The 23,268-nt window shown below is 66.8% G+C and carries 21 protein-coding genes; 10 read left to right on the forward strand and 11 right to left on the reverse strand.

What is annotated here, in order from left to right; all coding sequences use genetic code 11:
* Positions 1-3 precede the first annotated feature (3 nt).
* Genes MSP7336_RS01650 through MSP7336_RS01665 form a run of 4 tightly spaced genes read left to right on the forward strand, consistent with a single transcriptional unit; the run spans position 4 to position 4,534 of the window.
* A complete protein-coding gene (locus tag MSP7336_RS01650) occupies positions 4-840 on the forward strand; it encodes a hypothetical protein (RefSeq protein ID WP_113962901.1) in 837 nt (278 codons plus the stop codon).
* Between the two features lie 26 nt (positions 841-866).
* Positions 867-1,562: a crotonase/enoyl-CoA hydratase family protein gene (locus tag MSP7336_RS01655; protein ID WP_113962902.1), complete on the forward strand. Its 696-nt coding sequence runs from the start codon at positions 867-869 to the stop codon at positions 1,560-1,562.
* Positions 1,563-1,619: 57 nt separating this feature from the next.
* On the forward strand, positions 1,620-4,058 hold the full coding sequence (locus MSP7336_RS01660) for a molybdopterin oxidoreductase family protein (RefSeq protein WP_181786916.1): 2,439 nt from the start codon (positions 1,620-1,622) through the stop codon (positions 4,056-4,058).
* A complete protein-coding gene (locus MSP7336_RS01665) occupies positions 4,055-4,534 on the forward strand; it encodes a hypothetical protein (protein ID WP_113962904.1) in 480 nt (159 codons plus the stop codon). The genes MSP7336_RS01660 and MSP7336_RS01665 overlap by 4 nt, the downstream gene beginning before the upstream one ends.
* On the opposite strand, the gene MSP7336_RS01670 is transcribed toward MSP7336_RS01665, so the two are convergent.
* The 5 genes from MSP7336_RS01670 to MSP7336_RS01690 are packed head-to-tail and all read right to left on the reverse strand — an operon-like array spanning position 4,531 to position 7,693.
* Positions 4,531-5,550, reverse strand: a complete 1,020-nt coding sequence (locus MSP7336_RS01670; protein ID WP_113962905.1) for a patatin-like phospholipase family protein — start codon at positions 5,548-5,550, stop codon at positions 4,531-4,533. The genes MSP7336_RS01665 and MSP7336_RS01670 overlap by 4 nt on opposite strands.
* A gap of 4 nt (positions 5,551-5,554) precedes the next feature.
* On the reverse strand, positions 5,555-6,010 hold the full coding sequence (gene cynS, locus MSP7336_RS01675; RefSeq protein WP_113962906.1) for a cyanase: 456 nt from the start codon (positions 6,008-6,010) through the stop codon (positions 5,555-5,557).
* Positions 6,011-6,012: 2 nt separating this feature from the next.
* Complete coding sequence (locus MSP7336_RS01680; RefSeq protein ID WP_425325725.1) at positions 6,013-6,783, reverse strand: class I SAM-dependent methyltransferase; 771 nt, start codon at positions 6,781-6,783, stop codon at positions 6,013-6,015.
* Between the two features lie 28 nt (positions 6,784-6,811).
* Positions 6,812-7,327 (reverse strand): nitroreductase family protein, encoded by a 516-nt coding sequence (locus tag MSP7336_RS01685; RefSeq protein ID WP_113962907.1) that lies wholly within the window; start codon positions 7,325-7,327, stop codon positions 6,812-6,814.
* A 24-nt stretch (positions 7,328-7,351) separates the two neighbouring features.
* Positions 7,352-7,693, reverse strand: coding sequence for a hypothetical protein (locus tag MSP7336_RS01690; RefSeq protein ID WP_181786503.1), 342 nt, complete (start codon positions 7,691-7,693; stop codon positions 7,352-7,354).
* A gap of 85 nt (positions 7,694-7,778) precedes the next feature.
* On the opposite strand from MSP7336_RS01690, the gene recC reads away from it, so the two are divergent.
* The 3 genes from recC to recD are packed head-to-tail and all read left to right on the forward strand — an operon-like array spanning position 7,779 to position 15,975.
* Positions 7,779-11,045 carry an exodeoxyribonuclease V subunit gamma gene (recC, locus tag MSP7336_RS01695; RefSeq protein WP_113962909.1) on the forward strand — a complete coding sequence of 1,089 codons (3,267 nt, stop codon included), beginning with the start codon at positions 7,779-7,781 and terminating at the stop codon, positions 11,043-11,045.
* Positions 11,045-14,299 carry an exodeoxyribonuclease V subunit beta gene (gene recB / locus MSP7336_RS01700; protein ID WP_113962910.1) on the forward strand — a complete coding sequence of 1,085 codons (3,255 nt, stop codon included), beginning with the start codon at positions 11,045-11,047 and terminating at the stop codon, positions 14,297-14,299. Before recC ends, recB begins: the two co-directional genes overlap by 1 nt.
* Positions 14,296-15,975 (forward strand): exodeoxyribonuclease V subunit alpha, encoded by a 1,680-nt coding sequence (gene recD / locus MSP7336_RS01705; protein ID WP_113962911.1) that lies wholly within the window; start codon positions 14,296-14,298, stop codon positions 15,973-15,975. Before recB ends, recD begins: the two co-directional genes overlap by 4 nt.
* Before the next feature lie 92 nt (positions 15,976-16,067).
* Here recD and MSP7336_RS01710 read toward each other — a convergent pair whose 3' ends face one another.
* Both MSP7336_RS01710 and MSP7336_RS01715 read right to left on the reverse strand, forming a co-directional pair.
* Positions 16,068-16,616, reverse strand: a complete 549-nt coding sequence (locus MSP7336_RS01710) for a phospholipase D-like domain-containing protein (protein ID WP_069395723.1) — start codon at positions 16,614-16,616, stop codon at positions 16,068-16,070.
* A gap of 14 nt (positions 16,617-16,630) precedes the next feature.
* Positions 16,631-17,725 (reverse strand): DUF2235 domain-containing protein, encoded by a 1,095-nt coding sequence (locus tag MSP7336_RS01715; protein ID WP_069395724.1) that lies wholly within the window; start codon positions 17,723-17,725, stop codon positions 16,631-16,633.
* Between the two features lie 65 nt (positions 17,726-17,790).
* Between MSP7336_RS01715 and MSP7336_RS01720 the strand changes: the two genes are divergently transcribed.
* A complete protein-coding gene (locus tag MSP7336_RS01720; protein ID WP_069395725.1) occupies positions 17,791-18,588 on the forward strand; it encodes an SDR family NAD(P)-dependent oxidoreductase in 798 nt (265 codons plus the stop codon).
* Positions 18,589-18,592: 4 nt separating this feature from the next.
* Here the strand turns inward: MSP7336_RS01720 and MSP7336_RS01725 are convergent, their stop codons facing one another.
* Positions 18,593-19,156 carry a TIGR03086 family metal-binding protein gene (locus MSP7336_RS01725; RefSeq protein WP_069395726.1) on the reverse strand — a complete coding sequence of 188 codons (564 nt, stop codon included), beginning with the start codon at positions 19,154-19,156 and terminating at the stop codon, positions 18,593-18,595.
* Entirely contained in the window at positions 19,153-19,506 is a 354-nt protein-coding gene (locus tag MSP7336_RS01730) for a VOC family protein (RefSeq protein WP_069395727.1), read from the reverse strand. The genes MSP7336_RS01725 and MSP7336_RS01730 overlap by 4 nt, the downstream gene beginning before the upstream one ends.
* Positions 19,507-19,600: 94 nt before the next feature.
* On the opposite strand from MSP7336_RS01730, the gene MSP7336_RS01735 reads away from it, so the two are divergent.
* The gene (locus MSP7336_RS01735) at positions 19,601-20,440 is read left to right on the forward strand and encodes an NYN domain-containing protein (RefSeq protein ID WP_069395728.1); all 840 of its coding nucleotides are present in this window, start codon (positions 19,601-19,603) and stop codon (positions 20,438-20,440) included.
* On the opposite strand, the gene MSP7336_RS01740 is transcribed toward MSP7336_RS01735, so the two are convergent.
* On the reverse strand, positions 20,437-21,372 hold the full coding sequence (locus MSP7336_RS01740; protein WP_113964720.1) for a class I SAM-dependent methyltransferase: 936 nt from the start codon (positions 21,370-21,372) through the stop codon (positions 20,437-20,439). The two genes, MSP7336_RS01735 and MSP7336_RS01740, sit on opposite strands and share 4 nt — an antisense overlap.
* A 29-nt stretch (positions 21,373-21,401) precedes the next feature.
* Here MSP7336_RS01740 and MSP7336_RS01745 point away from each other — a divergent pair, with 29 nt between their 5' ends.
* Complete coding sequence (locus MSP7336_RS01745; protein ID WP_113962912.1) at positions 21,402-21,749, forward strand: VOC family protein; 348 nt, start codon at positions 21,402-21,404, stop codon at positions 21,747-21,749.
* A 9-nt stretch (positions 21,750-21,758) separates the two neighbouring features.
* On the opposite strand, the gene MSP7336_RS01750 is transcribed toward MSP7336_RS01745, so the two are convergent.
* Positions 21,759-23,177, reverse strand: coding sequence for a serine hydrolase domain-containing protein (locus MSP7336_RS01750; protein WP_425325759.1), 1,419 nt, complete (start codon positions 23,175-23,177; stop codon positions 21,759-21,761).
* Positions 23,178-23,268 lie beyond the last annotated feature (91 nt).

Here is a 23,268-nt window from a genome sequence, read left to right on the forward strand (position 1 = left end):
AAGATCCACCAGGTGAACTGGGTCCAAGACCGCTGGCACGAGGTGACCGGGGCAAGCTCGACCACCTGGTTGGCGGTCGGCTTGTGGGCGGTGCTCGCGGTCGGAGTCCTCGCGCTGATCTGGGCAAATCGGCAGGTCCGGCGCCACCGCCGGCTGACAATCGACCAGATCCGTCCGCACGTCGGCGTGTTGATGGAACCGCACGCCGCCGACTGGCACGTCATCGAATTCGTGGCCCGCAATTTCGGCAAGACCGCCGCCTACAACATCCGCTTCTCGTTTGTGGAGCGGCCGACCGTCGCCGCCTACGAGAATTCCTCCAACGGCTACGCGGACGTCGTCGAGCTGCAGCTACCCGAGGAGTTGCCGACTCTGGCGCCTAATCAGGAATGGCGCACGGTGTGGGATTCGGCGTTCGAGCGCAGCGAGCTCGGCGATGCCATCGAGTCCCGGTTCAGCGGCACCGTCACCTACTACGACCGGCCCGACGAGCCGCCCCGCTGGAAGTTCTGGCAGCCCCGGCGACGCTCGTTCGAGACCAAGGTGGTGCTGGACTGGGATGCGCTGCCGCCGGTCCAGCGGGTCGAGCTGATGTCGATGCACGACCTCGCCAACCGGGAAAAGCTGAAGCTGGAACTGCTGCGCGGCGTGCTGAGCTACTTTCACTACGCCAGCACCGAACCCCGCATCGATGTCTTTCGCGACGAGATCGAACGCATCAATCGCGCGGCCGACGAAACGCGGGAACGGTGGCGCGCCCGTCATCAGCTGGACGACCCGACCGATGTCCATCGACGGCTGGCCGAACCCAAGGCCGCGGCCGGCAAGCATCGGGTCTGACCACCTGTCGTGATTCAATCGACCCCATGAGCGGGCCGGTCAGCTATCGCCACGAGGAACCCATCGCCGTCATCACGATGGACGACGGCAAGGTCAACGCGCTGGGCCCGTCGATGCAGCAGGCGCTGCACGAGGCGCTCGACAACGCCGACCGCGACGATGTCAGTGCCGTGGTGATCACCGGCAACGACCGGGTGTTCAGCGGCGGATTCGACCTGAAGATCCTGACCTCCGGTGAGGCGCAGCCGGCGCTCGACATGCTCAAGGGCGGCTTCGAGCTCAGCCATCGGCTGCTGTCCTACCCCAAGCCGGTGGTGATGGCGTGCACCGGGCACGCGATCGCGATGGGCGCGTTCCTGTTGTCCAGCGGAGACCATCGGGTGGCCGCCCCGGCCTACAACATCCAGGCCAACGAGGTCGCCATCGGGATGACGATTCCCTATGCGGCGCTGGCGATCATGGAGCTGCGCTTGACCCCGTCGGCGTATCAGCAGGCGGCCGGGCTGGCGAAGATGTTCTTCGGCGAAACCGCCGTCGCCGCAGGCTTTATCGACGAAATCGTGCTGCCCGAGATGGTGATCGACCGCGCTCTGGAAGCCGCCCACGAATTCGCAAATCTGAACCAAAAGGCGCACGCAGCTACGAAGCTGCGGACGCGTGAGGCGGCGTTAAGCCGCATCCGCGCAGGAATCGACGGTCTGGCGGCGGAATTCGGGGTCTAGTACGGCGGCAATCGCCCCGAGTTTGGAATACCCCGACCCGGGTACGCCCGGGGCATGGTGGCCGTCGACCCAATCGCCCAACCCTGGGGCATGCGAACGCCGTACGAACCCGGACAGCCGTGGCCGGAGCGCGTCGATCATTTTCTGGCCGAAGGCATCACGCCCGAATCGGTGGACCGGTGGGTGCAGTCGGCGGCGGTGCTGCACTCCAACGGCGACGGGTTGGACATCGCCGTCAAGGACGGACGCATCGTCGGGGTGCGCGGCCGCGCAGTCGACCGGGTCAACCACGGTCGACTCGACCCCAAGGATTTGTTCGGCTGGCAGGCCAACGCATCCCCGGATCGGCTGACCACTCCGTATGTGCGCGAAGCGGGTCGGCTGCGCCCCTGCGACTGGGACACCGCGATGAACCGGATCGTCGAGCGCAGCCGCGAGCTGCTCGACACCCGCGGCCCCAGCTCGATCGGCTTCTACACCTCCGGGCAGCTGTTCCTCGAGGAGTACTACAGCCAAGGCGCCATTGCGCACGGAGCGATCGGCACCAACCACGTCGACGGCAACACCCGGCTGTGCACCGCGACTGCCGCTGAGGCGCTGAAGGAATCGTTCGGGTGCGACGGGCAGCCCGGCTCGTACACCGACGTCGACCACTCCGACGTGATCGCGCTGTTCGGCCACAACGTCGCCGAGACCCAGACGGTGTTGTGGGCGCGGATGCTGGACCGGCTGGCCGGCGACAACCCGCCGGCCATCGTGTGCGTCGACCCGCGGCTGACCCCGGTGGCCCTGCACGCCACCGTGCATCTGGCACCGCTGCCGGGCACCAACGTGGCGATGATGAACGCTCTGCTGCACGAGATCATCGCCAACGACTGGGTCGACCATGAGTATGTCGAGGCGCACACCGTCGGGTTCCAAGAGTTGGAGAAGCAGGTTGCCGACTACCCGCCGGAGCGCGCGGCCCAGATCTGCGATGTCAACGTCGACGACATCCGTGCGGCAGCAAGGATTATCGGCACGGCAAAGCGCCTGCTGTCGACCGTATTGCAGGGCTTCTACCAATCGCACCAGGCCACTGCGGCGGCGGTGCAGGTCAACAACATTCACCTGATTCGCGGCATGCTCGGCAAGCCGGGCTGCGGGGTGCTGCAGATGAACGGGCAGCCCACCGCGGAGAACACCCGCGAATGCGGAGCCGACGGGGACTTGGCCGGATTCCGCAACTGGGCCAACGACGCCCACATAGAACAGCTCGCGAAGTTGTGGAACCTTGAGCCGCAACAGATTCCGCACTACGCGCCGCCCACCCACGCGATGCAGATCTTCCGCTATGCCGAAGAGGGCACGGTGCAGATGTTGTGGATCACCGCGACCAACCCCGCGGTGTCGTTGCCGGAGCTGTCACGCATCCGCGACATCTTGGCGCAGAAGCGGCTCTTCGTGGTGGTGGAAGACATCTTCATGACGGAGACCGCGAAGCTGGCCGACGTGGTGTTGCCGGCCGCGGCGTGGGGTGAGAAGACCGGCGCCTTCACCAACGCCGACCGCACCGTGCATCTGTCCGAGAAGGCCGTCGAGCCACCGGGATCGGCGCGCTCGGATTTGGAGATCTTCTTAGACTACGCGCGACGGATGGACTTCCGCGACAAGGACGGCCAGCCGTTCCCGCCGTGGACGGATGCCGAGTCGGCGTTCGAGGCGTGGAAGAAGTGCAGCGCCGGGCGGCCGTGTGATTACACCGGGCTGAGTTACGACAAGCTGCGCGGCGGCAGCGGCATTCAGTGGCCCTGCAATGCCGATCGTCCCGACGGCACCGAACGGTTGTACGCCGGCGGGAAGTTCTGGGCCGATCCGGATTACTGCGAGGCCTACGGCAAGGATCTGATCACCGGCGCGCCACTCGAGCCAACCGAATACCGGGCGATGAATCCGTCCGGTAAGGCGATCATCAAAGCCGCGCAATACCTTCCGCCGCACGAGCGCCCGTCGTCGGGATATCCGTTCGCCTTGATCACCGGCCGCACCCTGTATCACTTCCACACCCGTACGAAAACCGCTCGCGCGCCGCAACTTCAGCGTGCCGCACCCCAGGTGTGGGTGGAGGTGTCCGAGGGCGATGCCCGCCGTCTCGGCATCCGGGAGGGCGATCTGGTCGAGGTGAGCACCCCCCGGGGTTGCATCATCTGCGCCGCGCGGGTCAGCGGCATTCGCGACGGGGTCTTGTTCGTGCCGTTCCACTACGGGTATTGGGACACCGACGGGCACGACCATCACCGGGCCGGCAACGAGCTGACGCTCACCGACTGGGATCCGGTGTCCAAACAGCCGATCTTCAAGACGGCCGCGGCACAGCTGCGGCGCCGGGGCGCCACCACCAACGGACCTGCCGCGGCGCCGACCACCACGGCGTCGGCGCCGGTGAACGGTCAGGTGCCGGCCACCGTCGGCGGTGCGGATGCCACCGCGACCGAAGTGATGGCGGGTCAGTCATGAAACTCAAGTTGGCCATTCGCGAGTTGCACCGCGCCGAACGCCACCTGGCCCATGAACTCAACGTGATCGCGGCACGCCATCGCAGCGACCAGGACATCTACCACATCGCCCACGACTTGGCCGGCTGGTCGCGGGGTCATCTGACCGAGCTGGCCAAGCACGGCCGCCACTACGGTCTGCGGCTATCGGCGCGACCGCGAACCGGCGCGTTGACCGGATTCCTGCAGTCATGGGTGAGCGGCCTGCTGCGACGGCGTCCCGAGCCGGGGCTACTGCTGCTGGCTGACCTGCGACGCATCCACCGGATGGCCGCCGGCGCGTCGGTCGATTGGGAGCTGCTCGGACAGGCCGCGCAGGCCGCCAAAGACACCGAGTTGCTCGAACTGACGTCGCGGTGTCACCCGGAAACGCTACGCCAAATGCGTTGGGCCAACGCGATGCTCAAGGAACTTTCGCCGCAGGTGCTGGCCAACTAGCTTCTCGGCCGCCAGTAGTGCTCGAAATAATCCTCCCAGTCCCAATAGGACAGGAACGTCACCGCCGCTTCGTGGCCGCGGTCGTAGAGCGCGTCCATTTGCCGCCGGGAGATCTTGAAGTCGAGAAAGCCGACGTCGGTCGAGTCGACGCGGATCGCCCGCGCACTGACCCAGGGTTGGTTCAGGTAGGCCTGGTCATGGCCGACGATCATCGTGGTGATCAGATCTTCGAGCAGGGTGGTACCGCCGATCCAATGCAGTGGCGCCAGCCCCGGAATGATTTTGTCGTTGCCCGCCGGCAGATTCGGCAGCACGGTGATGCCGAACGTCGGCCAGCGTGGCGGTTTGCCATCGGGGCGGGCGAATGAGTCGACCGGGAAGTTCGATAGCAGTCCGCCGTCGACGAGCGTGGAGGTGGTGCCGCTGGCGCTTTTCAACTTGGCGACCCGGAAGAAGAACGGAATCGACATCGAGGCCCGCACCGCATCGGCGACCGGCTGCTCGTCGGGGTCGAGGCCATAAAGCCTGCGGTAGTCCCACGGCAGGCGCACCATCTGTCCGGTGGTCACGTCGGCCACCGTGACCACCAGCTTGTAGCGCCGCTCGGGCAGCAGGGTGTCGTCGTCGACGGCAAGGTCGCCGAACGTGCTGACACCAAGGTTTTTCAGCTGGCTGCGGATCCAGTCGTGCGCGAAATCCCCTTTGTAAATGCCTTCTTCGCTGAGCAGACTCCACGCCGACCCGAGAAACGGGATGGGAATGGTCCGGTCGAGGAACTTGCGGTAGGGCACCGTCATCGCCATGTCCTTGACCTGCTCGGGGGTGAGCTGATAGTCGCCGCGCGTGCCGGCCGCCAGGATCGCCCCGACGACCGATCCGGCCGACGTGCCGGATACCCGCTGAATCGAATACCCGGCTTCCATCAGCGCGACGATCGCGCCGACCAGTCCGATGCCCTTCACGCCGCCGCCGGACAGGACAAGATCGGCCTTCAGCGGGTCGCTTGCTTTAGTCATGGCGTCAGCCCTCGCCCGAAACCCATTCGTAGGGAAGGAATTTCCCGTCGAACGTCACCACAACGCGGTCTCCGGACGGATGCGACTTCTTTTGCAGGTCGACGCTGAAGTTGATGGCGCTCATGATGCCGTCGCCGAACTGCTCGTGAATGAGCTCTTTGAGCGCCGGCCCGTAGACCTGCAGGGCTTCGTAGAAGCGGTAAATGGTCGGATCGGTGGGCACCGCGGTCGGTAACCCGCCGCGCATCGGCGGGGCGGCCAGCACCGGAACGATCGACTCGTCGAGGCCCAGCATCTCAACGAGCACCTTTCCCAAATCGGCGGGAATCGGCTGTTGGCCCAGCAGCGCCGAGGTGGTCCACACCACCGGCCGGTCGATGGCGTCGGCCAGCTGCTGCCAGCTCAGGCCCTTGGCCAGTCGTGCGGCGATGATCTGTTCGGTGATCTCGTTTCTGGTCATTTTCACTCCGGCTTCGTTGCGGTCACCAATCGGGTGGAAACCCACGGGCCGCCGAACCACATGCGCCAACCGAGGTTGCGGCACCGCACATCACGCCAGCCCAACTCGCGCAAGTGATCGGCGTGTTGGCGGGTCTCCCACAAATCCGCGATAGCCAAACGACCACCGGGACGCAACACCCGGACCGCCTCCAGCAGCGCCTGCCGGCGCCCGGCGTGAGTCGGAATGTTGTGAATGGCAAGGTTACTCACGACCACATCGAAGCTGTTGTCGTCGAACGGGAGCGCAGTCATGTCGGCGGTGCGCACTTCGATGCGGTCGGTCACGTTTTCCAGGTCGGCGTTTTTCAGCGTGGCCGACGGCGAGTTGTCGGTCTGGTCGGGGCGCCACAAGTCGATACCGATCGCGCGCCCATGGGGCAGTCGCTTGGCCACGGCCAGCAGCACCGCGCCGCGGCCACAGCCCATGTCGAGCACCGTTTCGTCGCCCCGCAGCCGCAGCTCGTCGAGGATGCGGCTCCATACGACGAACTTGCCAGCTTTCGTCGCGTAGATGTAAACCCCTGCGCTGGCGATGATTCCGAGGCCGCCTGCGCCGGCCAGTGCCGCCGTGCGGCGTCGACCTCGGCGCCAGCTGATCCCCGACCATGCCAGCAGCGCGCTCGCCAGCACGCCCAGGCCCACCGCCTGCCCCCGCGCCGACACGGTCTTGAACGACCCGTCGATCCCGTAATCGCCCTTGGGTTTGTGCACCGGGACCGCCGCGTGGGCCATGATCACATCTCCTCTTCTCGCGGGGAATTCACCAGCGTCCGTGATGGACGACCTCGTCGAACGGCCGCCGGTTCGGTTTGCGGATCGGCTTGAGCGGGCGGTCGGCGGGATGGCCGATCCCCAGCAGGTAAGCCACCAGATAGCCGTCCGGGACGCCCAGGATGGCGCGCGCCTTGTCCTGGTCACCCACCGACGAGTGACCCGTGCCGAGCCCCAGGTCAGTCGCCGCGATCATCATCGCCATCGTCGCCTGCCCGACGTCGTACTGGTCGGTGACCTTGCGGCGCTCGTTCGGCGGGACCGGTATCACCAGCGCGATGGCAGCCGCGGCCGAGGCGATATGACCGGCGCCCTGCCACACCGTGGACAGTTCCTGTAGTTGCTCGCGGTCGGTGACGACAACGAAGTCCCACGGCTGGCGGTTTTTCGCCGACGGCGCCCGCCAGCCGGCCTCGGCGATGCGGTTCAGATCGTCGTCGGACACCGGCTCCGGTGTGTACTGGCGCACGTTGCGCCGGGCACGGATCGCATCCCAAGCTTCCATTCGATCTCCTCTCCGGCAGCGGGCCTAGTGCAAGACTTTCAGCGCGATGACGTACACCGCCGCGAGGCCCAGCGCGCCGACGAATGGCCAGCCGATCACGATCTTGCCGCGAACCGTCCAGACGAGCATGGCGACAGATGTCAGCAGTAGGACCACGCCCACACCGATCCACATCGTGAGCATGGCCGGCCAAACGTGATAGCTGGCGTCGCACGCGGCGTCATAACAGGCGTCGGTGGCCATGCCGAAGAAACCGGCGAACATCGCCTCAATGGAGCCGACCACCAGCAAAACCACGTAGAGCACGTAGCCGACGATGTTCCACACGACCGTTGCTCGGGAGGTTGCCGCGGACACGTGAGGCACTCATCCAGCTTTGCATAGCACCGTCACGCGTCCAGACACCAAAGCGGCCACCACTGTCGGTGGGGCCGTCTATGGTGGCAGCGCAATGGCGCTTCATCTCCACCGTGCCGAACGTACCGACCTACTGGCCGACGGGCTGGGCGCACTCCTGGCCAACCCGCTGTCCGACCCGTTCGCCGAAGAACTCGTGCTGGTCCCGGCCCGCGGGGTCGAGCGCTGGCTCAGTCAGCGGCTCTCGCACATCCTCGGCGCGGCCCGCGGCGGCGACGGGGTGTGTGCCGGGGTGTCGTTTCGCAGCCCGGGCTCATTGATCGCCGAGATCACCGGCACGGTCGACGACGACCCATGGTCGCCGGAGGCCATGACGTGGCCGCTGTTGGAGGTCATCGACTGCTCACTGGACGAGCCGTGGTGTCGCACGCTGGCAACCCATTTGGGCCACTTCCACACCGGTGAGGAAGCCGATCTGCGCCGCGGCCGCCGCTACTCGGTGGCCCGCCGGCTGGCCGGGTTGTTCGCCTCCTACGCCCGGCAGCGTCCGCACCTGCTCGTCGACTGGCTGGACGGCAACAGATCGGGCATCGACGCCGACCTGGCCTGGCAGCCCGAACTGTGGCGAGCGCTGGTCGAGCGCATCGACGCCGATCCCCCACACATCCGACACCAGAAGACCCTGGCCCGGCTGCACGAAGGCCCGACGGAGCTGCCGGAAAGGCTGTCGCTGTTCGGGCACACCCGGCTGGCCTGCACCGACATCGAACTGCTGGAGGCGTTGGCCACCCACCACGATCTGCATCTCTGGCTGCCGCATCCCAGCGATCGTCTGTGGCAGACGCTCAAAGGCGCCCACGGCGCGATCCCCCGCCGCGAGGACACCAGCCACCGCGATGTACACCATCCGCTGCTGGCCACACTCGGGCGAGACCTGCGCGAGCTGCAACGCAGCCTGCCGGCGGATCTGCAGACCGACGAATACCTTCCCTGCGACGACCGCCCGGACACCCTGCTCGGCTGGCTGCAATCCGACATCGCCGCCAATGCCGTTCGGCCACAAGGCCGCAAGTTCACCAAGAACGACCGGTCGGTGCAGGTACACGCCTGCCACGGCCCGGCCCGTCAGGTCGACGTGCTGCGCGAGGTGCTGCTCGGCCTGCTGGAGGACGATCCCACCCTGGAGCCGCGCGACATCCTGGTGATGTGCCCCGACATCGAGACCTATGCGCCGTTGATCGTCGCCGACTTCGGCCTCGGTGACGTCATCCACGGTGCGCATCCCGCACACCGGCTGCGCGTGCGACTCGCCGACCGCTCGCTGATCCAGACCAATCCACTGCTCGGGGTGGCCGCGCAGTTACTGGCGTTGGCAGGCAGCCGGGTCACCGCCAGCGAGGTGCTCAACATCGCCCAGGCCGCGCCGGTGCGGGCCCGGTTCGGCTTCACCGATGACGACCTGGAGGCCATCACCCGCTGGGTGCGGCAGGCGAACATTCGGTGGGGATTCGACCAAGAGCATCGCCGGCCCTACCATGTCGACTTCGTCCACAACACTTGGCGTTTCGGTATCGACCGGATATTGGCCGGTGTCGCGATGTCCGACGACTCGCGTGCCTGGATTGAAAACACCCTGCCCCTCGACGACGTCAGCAGCAACCGCGTCGAATTGGCAGGCCAGCTCGCCGAGTTCGTCGCACGGCTGGAGCATGTGGTCGAATCACTCAGTGGTGCAAGGCCGTTGGCGCAGTGGCTGGCCGCACTGACCGACGGCATCGGGCTATTGACGCGCATCGACGATTCGGATACCTGGCAAACCAGCCAGATGCAGCGCGAGTTCGCTGAAGTGTTGCGGCAGGCGGGTTCTCGCGCTGACACCGTCTTGCGACTGCCCGACATCACCGCGCTGCTCGGCCAGCACCTCGCCGGGCGTCCCACCCGGGCCAACTTCCGCACCGGAACGCTGACCGTGTGCACCATGGTGCCGATGCGTTCGGTGCCGCACCGGGTGGTCTGCCTGGTCGGCATCGACGACGGGGTGTTTCCCCGCATCGGGGTGGTCGACGGCGACGACGCGCTGGCCCGCGACCCGATGACCGGTGAGCGCGACATCCGTTCGGAGGATCGGCAATTGCTGCTCGATGCCATCGGCGCGGCCACCGAAAAACTTGTGATCACCTACACCGGGGCCAACGAGTACTCGGGGCAGCCGCGCCCGGCAGTGCCGCTGGCGGAACTGCTGGACGTGCTCGACCGGACCACACCAGAGAAGATCCGTGAGCACATCGTCGTCACGCATCCGTTGCAGCCGTTCGACGTCAGCAATGTCGAGCCCGGAAGGCTGGTTCCGAACGTTCCGTTCAGCTTCGATCAGACCGTGTTGCAGGCCGCGAAGGTCAGCAGCGGCGAACGCCGTGAACGGCCCCGGTTGATCTCCGCACCGTTGCCGCCGCCGCCCGCCGACGACGTCATCCTCGCCGATCTGGTCGGCTTCTTCAAAGACCCGGTGAAGGGCTTTTTCCGGGCGCTGGAATTCACGTTGCCGCGCGACGTCGACGGTGTGCAGGACGCCATGCCCGTCGATATCGACAGCCTCGAGGAGTGGACGGTCGGCGACCGGATGCTCGGCGACATCTTGCGCGGGATGAGTCCCGAGGCTGCCCGGCAGGCGGAGTGGCGGCGCGGCACGCTGGCGCCCGGTCAGCTGGGGTGGCGCAAAGCCAAGGAGATTCGCGATCAGGCCGACCTGTTGGCGAGCGCGGCGCAGCACTACCGTCAGGGCGACCCGCGGGCATACGACGTCGACGTCGATCTCGGTTGCGGGCGGCGGCTCACCGGCACGGTGTCCCCGGTCTACGGCGAGCGCCTGGTGTCGGTGACGTACTCCAAACTCGACGGCAGACACCTACTCGAGTCGTGGATTCCGTTGCTGGCATTGAGCGCTCACCAACCGGGCCGTGACTGGTCGGCGGTGTGCATCGGTCGTCGCAAGAAGGGCACCCGGCCCCGGGTGGAGGGGCTGGGGCCGCCGCACGACGACGCGGTCGAGCTGCTGCGTGAGCTGGTGGCAATCTACGACGCCGGACGCCGCGAGCCTATTCCGTTGCCCATCAAGACCTCCTACGCTTGGGCCGCGGCCCGCCACTGCGGTGATGACCCAGAACGCGAGGCGCAGTTCCGGTGGAAATATGAGGCTGAGGAGCCCGCGCACGTTCGGGCGTGGGGCAAAGACGCGCGGCTGTCCGACTTGATGCAACCGCTGCGGCCCGGCGAGGAGTACCACGGCGAAGACAATCGCCTCGGCGCCTACGCCGCCCGGCTGTGGCTGCCGTTGCTGCGCGCCGAGAGGGATCCGGAGTGATGGAGCGTTTCGACCTGCTCGGCCCGCTGCCGGCCGAAGGCACCACCACGGTTTTGCAAGCCAGCGCGGGAACGGGCAAGACATTCGCGCTGGCCGGGCTGGTGACCCGTTATGTCGCCGAGGGCGCCGCGACGCTGGACCAGATGTTGCTCATCACGTTCGGCCGGGCTGCCAGCCAGGAGCTGCGGGAGCGGGTGCGTTGCCAAATGGTCGACGCGGTAACCGCTTTCGAGAACGGCATCGCTGACAACGATCTCTTGGCGTATCTGCTCGACGGCACCGACCAGCAACGCACCCAGCGTGAGCAGAATCTTCGCGATGCGCTGGCCGGCTTCGATGCTGCGACGATCGCCACCACCCACCAGTTCTGCCAGCTGGTGTTGCGCTCGCTCGGGGTGGCCGGCGACACCGCGGCCAGCGTCACCCTGCTCGAAAGTCTGGACGACCTGGTGGCCGAGATCGTTGACGATCTTTACCTGGCTCACTTCGGGCAGCAGCGCGACGACCCGGTGCTGGCCTACGCCGACGCGTTGCGGTTGGCGCGCGAGGTGGCCAAGAACCCGTCGACCGAGTTGCGCCCCCGGGACCCGGAACCGGGTTCGCGGGCCGCTGTCTGTGTGGGTTTCGCGCGAGACGTCTTGACCGAGCTGGAGATTCGTAAACGGCGACGGCGTGTCCTCGGCTACGACGATCTGCTGATCCGCCTGGCCGCCGCGCTGGCAACCGACGACTCCCCCGCGCGGGTGCGGATGCATCAACGCTGGCCGATCGTCATGGTCGACGAGTTCCAGGACACCGACCGAGTGCAGTGGCAGGTGATCGACCGGGCGTTCAGCGGACGCTCCACGGTGGTGCTCATCGGCGATCCCAAGCAGGCCATCTATGCGTTCCGCGGCGGCGACATCGTGACGTACCTGGAGGCGGCCAAGACGGCGGGTGAGCAGAAGACGCTGGCCACCAACTGGCGCAGCGACTCCGCGCTCGTCGAGCGGCTGCAGGTGGTGCTGCGCGGCGCCCAGCTCGGCGACCCGTCGATCGTGGTCGACGACGTGCAGGCCCACCACCAGGGTCACCGTCTTTCGGGCGCGCCGCACAACGACCCGTTTCGGTTGCGGGTGGTGCAGCGAGCGACGTTGGGCCGCAGCGGTTTAGCGAACCTGCCCATCGCCGAGCTGCGCGAACACATCAGCGCCGACCTCGCCGCCGACATCCGCGCGCTGCTGGCCAGCGGGGCGACCTTCGACGGTGAACCCGTGCAGGCCCGCCACATCGCGGTGATCGTGGAAACGCACAAGGACGCCAGCGTGTGCTTCAAAGCGCTGTGCGACGCCGGCATTCCGGCGGTCTACACCGGTAACTCCGATGTGTTCAACTCCGAAGCCGCGCAGGATTGGCTCTGTCTGTTGGAGGCTTTCGACCAACCACACCGTCCCGGGATGGTCCGCGCCGCCGCGGCGACGATGTTCTTCGGCGAAACCGCGGAATCACTGGCCGCCGGCGGCGATGCGCTGACCGATCGCATCGCAGAAACGCTGCGGGAGTGGGCCGGACATGCCCGGGACCGCGGCGTCGCCGCCGTCTATCAGGCCGCGCTGCTGGCGGGCATGGGTAATCGGGTGCTGTCCTGGCAAGACGGCGAGCGCCACATGACCGACCTGGCGCACGTGGCGCAGTTACTGCAAGACGTCGCCCACCGCGACCGGCTGGGCTTGCCAGGGCTGCGCGACTGGCTGCGCACCCAGCGCGAAGAACGCAACGGCGCACCCGAGCGCAACCGGCGACTCGACAGCGACGCGGCCGCGGTGCAGGTGATGACGGTGTATGTGGCCAAGGGACTGCAGTTTCCGATCGTGTATCTGCCGTTCGCGTTCAACCGGAACGCCCAAAACCGCGACATCGTGTTGTTCCACGACGACGGGGTGCGCTGCCTGCACATCGGCGGCAAGGACAGCCCAGACTTCCCGGAAGTCGAGCGGTTGGGCCGCCGGGAGGACGCCAGCGACGACAGCCGGCTGACCTACGTCGCCATGACGCGGGCGCAGTCGCAGGTGGTGGCGTGGTGGTCGCCGGCCTACGACGAGCCCAACGGGGGCCTGTCGCGACTGTTGCGCGGCCGCCGACCCGGCGAGCCGGTCGTGCCCGACCGCTGCGAGCCCGCGAAGATCACCGACGACGACGCCATGGCCCGGCTGCGGGAGTGGGAGGCGGCCGGCGGGCCGGTCATCGAGAACTCGGTGGTGGCCACCGCGCCGACGGTGCCGCCCGGCCCGGCGCCGACCAACTTGGCGAGCCGGCACTTTCACCGCTCCATCGACACCGCGTGGCGCCGCACGTCCTACTCCGGTCTGATTGCGAGCACCGAAACCACCGGCGTGAGCAGCGAGCCGGAGGTCACCGAGCTCGACGACGAGTCCGGCGATATCCCGGTGACCGAAGGTGCTTCGGAACCGGACATCCGATCGCCGATGGCGGACTTGCCGTCGGGTGCGACGTTCGGCTCGCTGGTGCACGCGGTGTTGGAGACGGCTGATCCCTCGGCGACCGACCTGGCCGCCGAGCTCGAGCAGCAGATACGGCGCCACCAGGTGTGGTGGCCGGTGGACATGCCGGCCGAAGAGCTGGCCGCGGCGCTGGTGCCGATGCACGACACGTCGTTGGGGCCGCTGGCCGGGGGGTTGACGTTGCGACAGATCGGCATGCGGGATCGGCTGCGAGAGTTGGACTTCGAGATCCCACTGGCGGGCGGTGATCTGCGTGACGCTGTGCCGGACGCCTCGCTGCGCGACGTGGGTGAGTTGCTCCGGGCGCACCTGCCCGCCGACGATCCGGTGGCCCCCTACGCCGAGCGGCTGACGTCGTCGGGGTTGGGCGGCCAGTCGCTGCGCGGATACCTGTCGGGGTCCATCGACGCGGTGCTGCGCCTACCGGACCAGCGCTACCTCGTGGTGGATTACAAGACCAACTATCTGGGCGAGTTTGCGGCCGACTACACCGAGCCACGGTTGACCGAGGCCATGCTGCACTCGGACTACCCACTGCAGGCGCTGCTGTATGTGGTTGTGCTGCATCGTTTTCTGCGGTGGCGCCAACCCGGCTACGACCCCAGTGTGCATCTCGGTGGCGTGCTGTATCTGTTCCTGCGCGGCATGTGCGGTGCCGACACACCCGCGGGCGGGGTGTTCAGTTGGCAACCGCCGGCCGATCTGGTGGTGGCGTTGTCGGATCTGCTCGACGAGGGCCGGCAGGCAGCATGACGGTCGCCATCCACGCCTCCGGTTTGCTTCATTCTTTCAACGAGGCGGGCGTTCTGGAGTTCGCAGACGTACATGTGGCGCAGCGGATTTGCGCACTAGGTAACGAGCCCGACGAGCGGGTGGCCCTGGCGTTGGCGCTGGCGGTGCGTGCACTGCGCGCCGGATCGGTGTGCGTGGACCTCTCCGATACTTCGGCGATCACCGACGCCGACCTGCGGGCGGCGGTGCGGGCCAGCAAGCTGCTGCAGAATCCGCCGGTGCTGCGCCTGTACGACGATCGGCTGCTTTACCTCGACCGATACTGGCTCGAGGAAAAACAGGTGCGCGACGACCTGATTGCCTTGCTCGGGTCCAAGTCGGCCGTCAAGGTGCCGCCCTTGGAGCGGCTTTTCCCGGCCGGATTCGAGAAACAGCGCGAGGCAGCCGAAATCGCGCTGTCGCAGGCGGTCACGGTGCTCACCGGCGGTCCGGGCACCGGCAAGACGACGACGGTCGCGCGGTTGCTCGCGTTGGTGGCCGAGCAGGCCGAGCTGGCCGGAACAGGACGGCCGCGCATCGCGCTGGCGGCGCCCACCGGCAAGGCGGCGGCGCGGCTGCAGGAGGCGGTGGCGCACGAGGTGGCCCGGTTGGGTGCGGCCGATCGAACGCGGCTGGGTGAGCTGCGGGCGATGACGCTGCACCGGCTGCTGGGCAGCCGCCCCGACACGTCGTCGAGGTTCAGGCACGATCGCGGAAATCGGTTGCCGCACGACGTGATCGTGGTCGACGAGACGTCAATGGTGTCGCTGACCATGATGGCCCGGTTGTTGGAGGCGGTGCGGCCCGACACCCGGCTGATCCTGGTCGGTGACGCCGACCAGTTGGCGTCGGTGGAAGCCGGCGCCGTGCTCGCCGACTTGGTGGACGGGCTCTCCGCGCGCCACGACGTACGGGTGGCGGCGTTGCGCACGTCGCACCGGTTCGGGAAATCGATCGGTGAGCTTGCCGACGCGATCCGGCGAGGCGCCGCGCAAGAGGCGTTGAGCGTGCTGCGCTCCGGCGACGAGCACATCGAATTCATCGAAGACGACGACCCGACCGAGCGGTTGCGGTCGATCCTCACGCCTCATGCGCGTCAACTGCGGCGTGAAGCGTCGTTGGGTAGCGTCGACAAAGCGCTCGCCGCGCTGGACGCGCACCGGCTGCTGTGCGCGCACCGCCGAGGACCCGTCGGTGTGCACTATTGGAACCAGCAGGTACAACGGTGGCTTGCCGAGGAAAGCGGTGTGCCGCCGTGGTCGGAGTGGTATGCCGGGCGCCCGCTGCTGGTGACGGCCAACAACTACGGGCTCAAGGTGTACAACGGTGACACCGGCGTGGTGGTCGACGGCCCCGACGGTCTACGCGCTGTCATCGCCGGTTCCACTGGGCCGCTGGACTTTTCACCGAGCCGGCTCTCCGACGTCGAAACCATGCACGCGATGACGATCCACAAATCCCAGGGCAGCCAAGCCGAGGAAGTCACCGTGCTGCTGCCGTCGGAGGATTCGCGGCTGTTGACGCGGGAACTGTTCTACACGGCGGTGACGCGCGCCAAGCGCAAGGTGCGCGTGGTCGGGTCGGAGGCGTCGGTGCGCACTGCCATCGAGCGGCGGGCGCTGCGGGCCAGCGGACTGGCGCAGCGCCTGCGCGAGTGAGTCGCAGGGCTGCCCCCTCCCCCTATGCGTCGAGCGTGCGGCCAGCCGCACACTCGACGCCGAACGTGCGGCTGGCCGCACAGTCGCGGAGGTTAGAGGGCCGCTTTGGCCGCCATCTGCTTGAGCATGTTGTCGTGAATGATGTCGATGCGTGAACGAGCTTCCGCGCACACGAGCGGGTCGCGAATCACAGTGAGCTGGTTGTCCTGGCCAGATTCTCCGTCGGTGGACCAACTGACCGTGCCGGTGACGACGTCGAGGCCGTCGACGAGCACCATCCTCGGGTGCATGAGCGCCGAATTCTCACTGTGTCCGATCGCGATGCTATTGCCGGTCTGGTCGTGCAGCCACGGCGCCAATAAAGATTCCTCGCTGGCTCCGCCGACCTGTGCGGAGTCGAGACTCATTTGCACATAAACCTTTTCGCTCTTCAGCTTGGACTGCAGGACCGAATTCAGCTCGGGGTCGTCGTAGCCGTACATCGAGACGATCAGGCTCTTGGTGGCCGAGGTCAGCAGCGCCTTGAGCGCGTCGTGCACCCGGTCGACCGGGCTGTAGAACGTGCGGGTGTGGTCGGGATAGCCGGGCGGAAACGGCGCCGCTTTGTACTCGTCCAGGAGTGACAACGAATCAAGTGCCATGCCAAATCGCTCCTCTACAACGCTGGAGTGGTCCAATCCGCAGGCTCGGCGCTGCGCCGTTGCTGCTCGGCGCTCAAGTCAGGAAGATAGCGCGGGTCGCTGCGGCGGCGCACCAGCACGCTCGGATGCACCAGCGCATCGGCCGGCATCGGCCGGCGCCGGCACCCCAGCAGATACCACAGCTTGCCGTTGTCGTGAATCGGTGCGGTCGCGAAATCCTCAGTGACTGTGCACTGTTCCCGGTAAGCCGCCGCGTCGATGTCCAACTCGCCGACTATTCCGTCGACAATCCACTTCAACGCGATCGTGGCGAGCCGGTGATCGGGGAAGGTGCCGCCGACGTCGGCGTGCACGCCGGCGAACCAGCGCTCCTCGAGCCCCTTCGGATGCCGTTCGACGAGGTATTCGCGGTAGGGGCGGCGGCGTTCATCGATCGACACGGCGTGGCGGATACGCGCCACGTTGGGCACCGAACGCGTGTAGGGCCAGCGCAAGGTACCAAAGCGCAGGAAACCGGCAGCCTTCACGGTGTCCCACAGCCCGAGGTAGCTCACCGGCACCGCGTAGTGCCACACCTGTTGCGGGTTGTTCTCGTGCACGGTCTCAAACAGCGGCTCGTTGTCGGTGCGCCAGCAGAACGCGTGGGCGAACTCGCTCCACTTGTCGTACTCGTCGCGAGTGAAATCCCGGTTGATGGCGTACTTTTCGACTGCATACGGCAGCAGGTTCTCCGAACCGGGCCGCATCAAACCCGGCCGAAGCAACATCCCGGCCAACGCGCGGGCGGTGTACGCGCCGCGGCTGAAACCAAAAATGTAAACCGCGTCGCCGGGGCGCCAACGTTGCATCAGATACCGATACGCCTCTGCGACATTGTCTTTCAGGCCCACACCGAACGCCTGCTGGAACAGCAGCGACACCGTACCCGCCGCAGACAATGTGCCCACACCAGGGTCGTAGTAGGTCAGCTGACTGGTCGGGTCGTTCTTCTCGAGCATGTCGAACAGCTTGGCGACGTTGGTCAGATTCCCGGCGCCGATCTGGTTGGCGGTGCCGTCGAAGCAGATGACAATGCGCTTGCCGCGCCGTGGCTCAGGGTGTTCGGTCATCGTGACGGCACTCTACGGCGCGGCTGCCCATTGCGGCAGGCCCTTGGCGTACCTAGGCTCCGTTCATGACACTCCCACCGCCATCGGCCGGATCGATCGCCCTGGTCACCGGCGCGTCCTCGGGCATCGGCGAACAATTCGCGCGCCAACTCGTGGCGCGCGGCTATCGCGTCGTCGTCACTGCCCGCCGGGAAGACCGGCTGCGACAGTTGTGCACGGTATTGGGCGGCGCCGACCATGCCGTCGCGGTCGGTACCGACCTCGCGGTCCCCGAAGACCGGGACCGGTTGGCCGCCCGCATCGACGAGCTGGGTGCCCAGGTCGACATCCTGGTGAACAACGCGGGTCTGGGCATCTACGACAAATTCGGCGCCTTGGGCCGCGAGAAGGAACTTCAGATGCTGCGCGTCGACGTCGAGGCGGTGGCCGACCTGATGTTGCGCTACCTGCCCGGCATGGTCGAGCGCGGCCAAGGCGCCATCATCAACGTGTCGTCGGTGTCCGGATTTCAGCCCGCGCCGTACAACGCCAACTATGCGGCCGCCAAAGCGTATGTGCTGTGGTTGTCCGAGGCGGTGCACGCCGAGGTCGCCGACTCCGGCGTGACGGTCACCGCGGTCTGTCCCGGCCCGGTGCCGACGGAATTTCAGGCGACCAACGACGCCGAACTTCTGGTCAGCAAGCTGCCGAGCTTCACCCAGGTTTCCGCCGAGCGCGTGGTGGAGGACGCCTTGAAGGCCGCCGACCGCGGTCGCGCGACGGTGGTCCCGGGCGGACCGCAGGTGCGAGCGACGCTGGGATCCACTCGTTTCATGCCGACTCCGCTGGTCCTACCGGTTCTCAAGCGCGTGCTGAAGCGGTAGTCGCTTAGACCGAGCGCCCGAGGAAGGCCATCAGCCGGGTGGTCGGCGTCGCATCGTCGGGCGCCGGCTGGGCCGGCCCGAACCCGCCCGGCCGGCGCAGCATGTCGTCGGGCACCGACTCCACCAGTCCACGGCAGAACGTCAGCAGGGCGTCGGGCAATTCGAGCGGCCGGCCCTGCGAGTGGTAGATGTCCCAGCTGTGCAGGGCCAGATCGGCAACGGGGTAGCTCAGCACCCGGTGCAACGGGGTCTCACCCTGCGGCGAGGGCCGCATCGCGTCCAGATCCGCGCCGGGCAGGACGTCCCGCAGCCGACCCGCCAGCTCACGAAGCCGCGCAGCGGGGTCCTCGCATTTCCAGTCATCCGGCTTTGACGGCTGCTGCGAAATCTCCCCGCCCTCGACCAGCGTCACCACCTTGGTCGCGCTGCCGGTGACGTGACCGACCAGATCGCGAATACTCCAGCCCTCGAGATTCGACGGCAAATCCCAACTCTCCAAAGGGATCTGCTGCACCGCCTCGATGACCAGATCCAGCGCCTCGGTGGCCCGCAGGCCGACCTCGGTCACCGCCCCAGCGGCTTATAAAACACCAGGCCGTTGCCCTTGTTGTCGTAGACCACCGCGCGGCGTTCGTGTGCGTCGTCGTACGGGCCTTTGACGATCCCGCCGCCGCTGGCCTCGATGGCCTTGGCCGCGCCGTCGACGTCAGCGGTCTTGATCCCGACGACGACCTGCCCGGGCATCGGATGGTCGACGGAGGTCGCCAAGGCGAGCGTGACCGGCCCGCCGTCGAGTGCGGCGAAGTGGGCGCCGTCGCGGAACTTCAGCGACATCCCCAGAGTCTCGGTGTAGAACTTGATCGACTCGTCCAGGTCGTCGGTCGACAAGACGATCATCTTGACTTCGTGATCACTCATCCTTACCTCCTGTGGCCTTGCACAAGATGCTATAGCCGTAACCGGCACGGCCAACGGCCGCTCCCGGTCGCGGAAAATAGTCAACACTGGGCCTATGACAGATCCTGGCGCCGGTCGTGTCGCGGTCTACCTCGACTTCGACAACATCGTGATCTCCCGCTACGACCAGGTGCATGGCCGCAATTCGTTCCAGAAGGACAGAGCCAAGGGCCTGGACAAGGACCGGCTGGCGCGGGCCACCGTCGACGTCGGCGCCATCATCGACTTCGCGTCGTCGTTCGGCACCCTGGTGCTCACCCGCGCGTACGCGGACTGGTCGGCCGAGGTCAACAAGGGCTACCGCGAGCAGCTGGTGGCCCGCGCGGTCGATCTGGTGCAGCTGTTCCCGGCCGCGGCCTACGGCAAGAACGCCGCCGACATCCGGCTGGCCGTCGACGCGGTCGAGGACATGTTCCGCCTGCCCGACCTCACCCACGTGGTCATCGTGGCCGGCGACTCCGACTACATCCCGTTGGCGCAGCGCTGCAAGCGGCTCGGCCGCTACGTGGTGGGCGTCGGGGTGGCCGGTGCGTCCAGCAGCGCGCTGGCCGCCGCCTGCGATGAGTTCGTCACCTACGACGCGCTGCCCGGGGTCCCGGTTCCCCAGCCCGAACAACCCGAGGCACCGAAACGCCGCACCAAGAAGGCGCCGCCGCCGCCCGATCCGCAGGCCGCGGCCACCAACCTGCTGATCCGCGCACTGCGCATCGGCACGGAAAAAGAAGACGTCGAGTGGCTGCACAACTCCGCGGTCAAGGCGCAGATGAAGCGGATGGACCCGTCGTTCAGCGAAAAGTCGCTGGGATTCAAGTCTTTCAGCGACTTTCTGCGATCGCGTTCAGATCTCGTGGAGCTCGACGAGAGTTCGACGACGCGGATGGTGCGGCTGCGTTAGGCCTTTTGCCCGGCGACGAAGAGGTTCTGCGGGACACCGTCTTCGACCTCGGCCGGGGGCCTGCGGCCGTAGCCGGCCATCAGCTCTGCCGCCGGTGTCACGCTCACGTCCCAGCCGTGACGGCGCAGCCAATCCGCGACGTCTTCGCGTTCCTCGAAGTACCACAGCTCGTCGGTTCGCGGGATCTGGCGCGTGGGATCCGCCTTGGCCATCAACGCCTGGATGCGATCCATCCGCTCCCGCCGCCGGGCGTGGAACTCGGGGTCGAGGAAGCGGGGCCCGAGCGCCTCGACGGCGATCCGGCTGCCGGCGGCGGCGAGTGCATGAACACGGTCGAACAGCAAGTCCTGCGCCGCGGCCGGCAGATACGGCAGCAGCCCCTCGGCCGACCAGGCGCTGGGTGCCGACGCGTCAAAACCGGCCTGCTGCAACGCGGTCGGCCAGTCATGGCGCAGGTCCACGCCGACGGCGATCCGGTTGCATGTGGGCTCGTGTTCGCGCAACGTCGACGACTTGAACTCCAATACCTTGGGCTGGTCGAGCTCGTAGACCGTGGTGCCGTCGGGCCAGGGCAACCGCCACGCCCGCGCGTCCAGGCCCGCCGCCAATATCACCGCCTGCCGAATACCGCTGTTGGTGGCGTCGAGGAAGAACGTGTCGAAAAACGCGGTGCGCGAAGCCATATAGCTGACCATCCCCTGCATGCGCGCCGGTAGTTCGGGCTCGGCTTCGAGCACCTCGGCGGGCAGGTCAGGATGGTCGTACCAGCTCCACACGCCCTCGCCGGCTACGTCGAGGAACAGCCGCGCGAACGGATCGCGGATCAGCGGGTCGTCGCTTTCGGTTTCCACCGCCCGCGCCGCCGCCACGCCCAGCGCCGTCGCGCCCACACTTTCAGTGATCTCCCAGGTGTCGTTGTCGGATCTCGCCACGCTCACGACACTACGTGCACAATTAGGTGATGAAACCAGCCGGTGTACACCATGTGGCCATCTGCGTCACCGATGCGCAGAAAGGTCTGGCCTTTTATCGCGATGTGCTGGGGATGACGCCGCTGCCGCGTCCCGATCTCGGTCCGGGGTTCTGGCTCGACGCCGGCGGTCAGCAGGTGCACCTGATGCAGTCCGACAGCCCGCCGCCCGGCGCGAACCACTTCGCGATCCGGGTCGACGACATCGATGCGGCCGTCGCCGACCTGCAGGAGCGCGGCGTCGAGGTGCACCGGGTTCCGTTGATCCCGGGCGCGGGGCACCAGGCGATGCTGCATGACCCGTTCGGCAACTTGATCGAGCTCAATCAGCCGGAATAGCTTGGGTATTCAGCGGCCGTATAGGCGCAAGGCGTGCGCGGCCGCGGTGGCCACGTCGCCGCGCAGATTCGTGATCGGTGGACTGCCTCTGATGAGGATCGAGTTCGCGAGCAGAATCACGTAGGTATCTGAGCCCGGGTCCATCCACAGCGAGGTTCCGGTAAACCCCGTGGCGCCGAAGCTACCGATCGGAAACACGACACCGCGCGGCTTGGAGTACGCCGTGTCGATGTCCCAGCCGAACCCGAACAGGTTTTGGCCCGCGATCGCCGGATAGTCCGGGGTTCTGGCTTTCCGTGCGGCATCGTTGGCGGCGTCGACTTGGTGGGGCGTATGTCCTGGCTGCTGGGGTGTCGTCATCAGTTCCAGGGTCGCTTGCTTGAGTGGGAACTTGCTCGGGCGCCCGGCAAGCCGATCCAGCAGGGCCTGCGCGTAGATGCTGGTATCGCGGGCCGTCGAGAACAGTCCGGCGTGCCCGGCCACGCCACCCATGCGCCGTGCCGTCGGGTCGTGCACACTGCCCCGAAGCAGGTAGCCGTAATCGGGATTGTTGGCCGGATCGGCTCGGTTCTCCTCGTCCAATGCCGTCGGTGCGATGCGCGACAAAAGACTCGTGCTCCAGGTACCCGGGGGGCAGAACGGTTTCGTCCCGGGTGCCCATGCGATCGCGGCCCCTCTCATCGTGTGCGGGCCACATGCCTTGTCCGGTGGGAGATAGCGGGTCTCTGTCATGCCAAGCGGTGCAAAGACATTGCGCTCGACGTACACGTCTTCCGGCATACCGGTGAGCTTCTCCAGCAGCGCGCCCAGCAGAATGTAGTTGATGTCGGAGTAGCGAAAGACCTCACCGGGAGAAGACTGAAGCGGCATGGTGAGCGCACGATGAATGCCTTCGGCTTTGTCGGCCGTGCTCAATCCCCATGGATCGCCGAGGTTTACGTCTATTCCTTCGCCTGAGGTGTTGGTCAGCAGCATGCGAACCGTCACCTGTGCACGCTGCGGATCGTTGGACGTGTTGAAGTCGGGCAGATACTTCTGTATGGGGTCGTCGAACTCAACCTTGCCCTGTTCGTAGAGCTGCATGATCGCAGTCGCGGTCGCGAAGGGCTTGGTCAGCGACGCCATGTCGAAGATCGTGTCCTCGGTCATCGGCTCCGCGGGTGCGGGTTTGCCGTCGAGCCCCGGTTCGCCGTCAAGTGTTCGTGTGCCGTACGCCTGATGGAAGGCGACCTTGCCGTCGTGCCCGATGATCACCACCGCGCCGGGCAGCAGCTGCGCGGCAATCGCGTCGTCGACCAGCCTGGACACCGTCGCGAAGGCGGGGGTGGGAGCCGGCGTTGTCTTGGTCCTCGGGCTGCGACTTGGCGGTGGCTGCGTGGCGCAGCCAAACAGTGCAAGCAAGGCGGCTCCGACCGCGATGACCGCAATGGCTTTTCGCACTGGCGTCGTCCCCCGCAGACCGGGTCGGGATGGATGAGAGCGGTGGCCGTTGATTACTTGTGTCAGGGTAGCGGTCCGG

It is taken from the genome of Mycobacterium shimoidei (assembly GCF_900417275.1).
GTDB classification, from domain to species: domain Bacteria; phylum Actinomycetota; class Actinomycetes; order Mycobacteriales; family Mycobacteriaceae; genus Mycobacterium; species Mycobacterium shimoidei.

Excerpts from the sequence above, each read along its gene's own strand:
- MSP7336_RS01735 (WP_069395728.1), top strand. The coding sequence starts at position 19,601 with ATGACAGATCCTGGCGCCGGTCGTGTCGCGGTCTACCTCGACTTCGAC.
- MSP7336_RS01685 (WP_113962907.1), bottom strand. The coding sequence starts at position 7,327 with ATGGAAGCTTGGGATGCGATCCGTGCCCGGCGCAACGTGCGCCAGTAC.
- MSP7336_RS01655 (WP_113962902.1), top strand. The coding sequence starts at position 867 with ATGAGCGGGCCGGTCAGCTATCGCCACGAGGAACCCATCGCCGTCATC.
- MSP7336_RS01670 (WP_113962905.1), bottom strand. The coding sequence starts at position 5,550 with ATGACTAAAGCAAGCGACCCGCTGAAGGCCGATCTTGTCCTGTCCGGC.
- MSP7336_RS01720 (WP_069395725.1), top strand. The coding sequence starts at position 17,791 with ATGACACTCCCACCGCCATCGGCCGGATCGATCGCCCTGGTCACCGGC.
- MSP7336_RS01745 (WP_113962912.1), top strand. The coding sequence starts at position 21,402 with ATGAAACCAGCCGGTGTACACCATGTGGCCATCTGCGTCACCGATGCG.
- recD (WP_113962911.1), top strand. The coding sequence starts at position 14,296 with ATGACGGTCGCCATCCACGCCTCCGGTTTGCTTCATTCTTTCAACGAG.
- MSP7336_RS01680 (WP_425325725.1), bottom strand. The coding sequence starts at position 6,783 with ATGGCCCACGCGGCGGTCCCGGTGCACAAACCCAAGGGCGATTACGGG.
- recC (WP_113962909.1), top strand. The coding sequence starts at position 7,779 with ATGGCGCTTCATCTCCACCGTGCCGAACGTACCGACCTACTGGCCGAC.
- recB (WP_113962910.1), top strand. The coding sequence starts at position 11,045 with ATGGAGCGTTTCGACCTGCTCGGCCCGCTGCCGGCCGAAGGCACCACC.
- MSP7336_RS01730 (WP_069395727.1), bottom strand. The coding sequence starts at position 19,506 with ATGAGTGATCACGAAGTCAAGATGATCGTCTTGTCGACCGACGACCTG.
- cynS (WP_113962906.1), bottom strand. The coding sequence starts at position 6,010 with ATGACCAGAAACGAGATCACCGAACAGATCATCGCCGCACGACTGGCC.
- MSP7336_RS01715 (WP_069395724.1), bottom strand. The coding sequence starts at position 17,725 with ATGACCGAACACCCTGAGCCACGGCGCGGCAAGCGCATTGTCATCTGC.
- MSP7336_RS01710 (WP_069395723.1), bottom strand. The coding sequence starts at position 16,616 with ATGGCACTTGATTCGTTGTCACTCCTGGACGAGTACAAAGCGGCGCCG.
- MSP7336_RS01665 (WP_113962904.1), top strand. The coding sequence starts at position 4,055 with ATGAAACTCAAGTTGGCCATTCGCGAGTTGCACCGCGCCGAACGCCAC.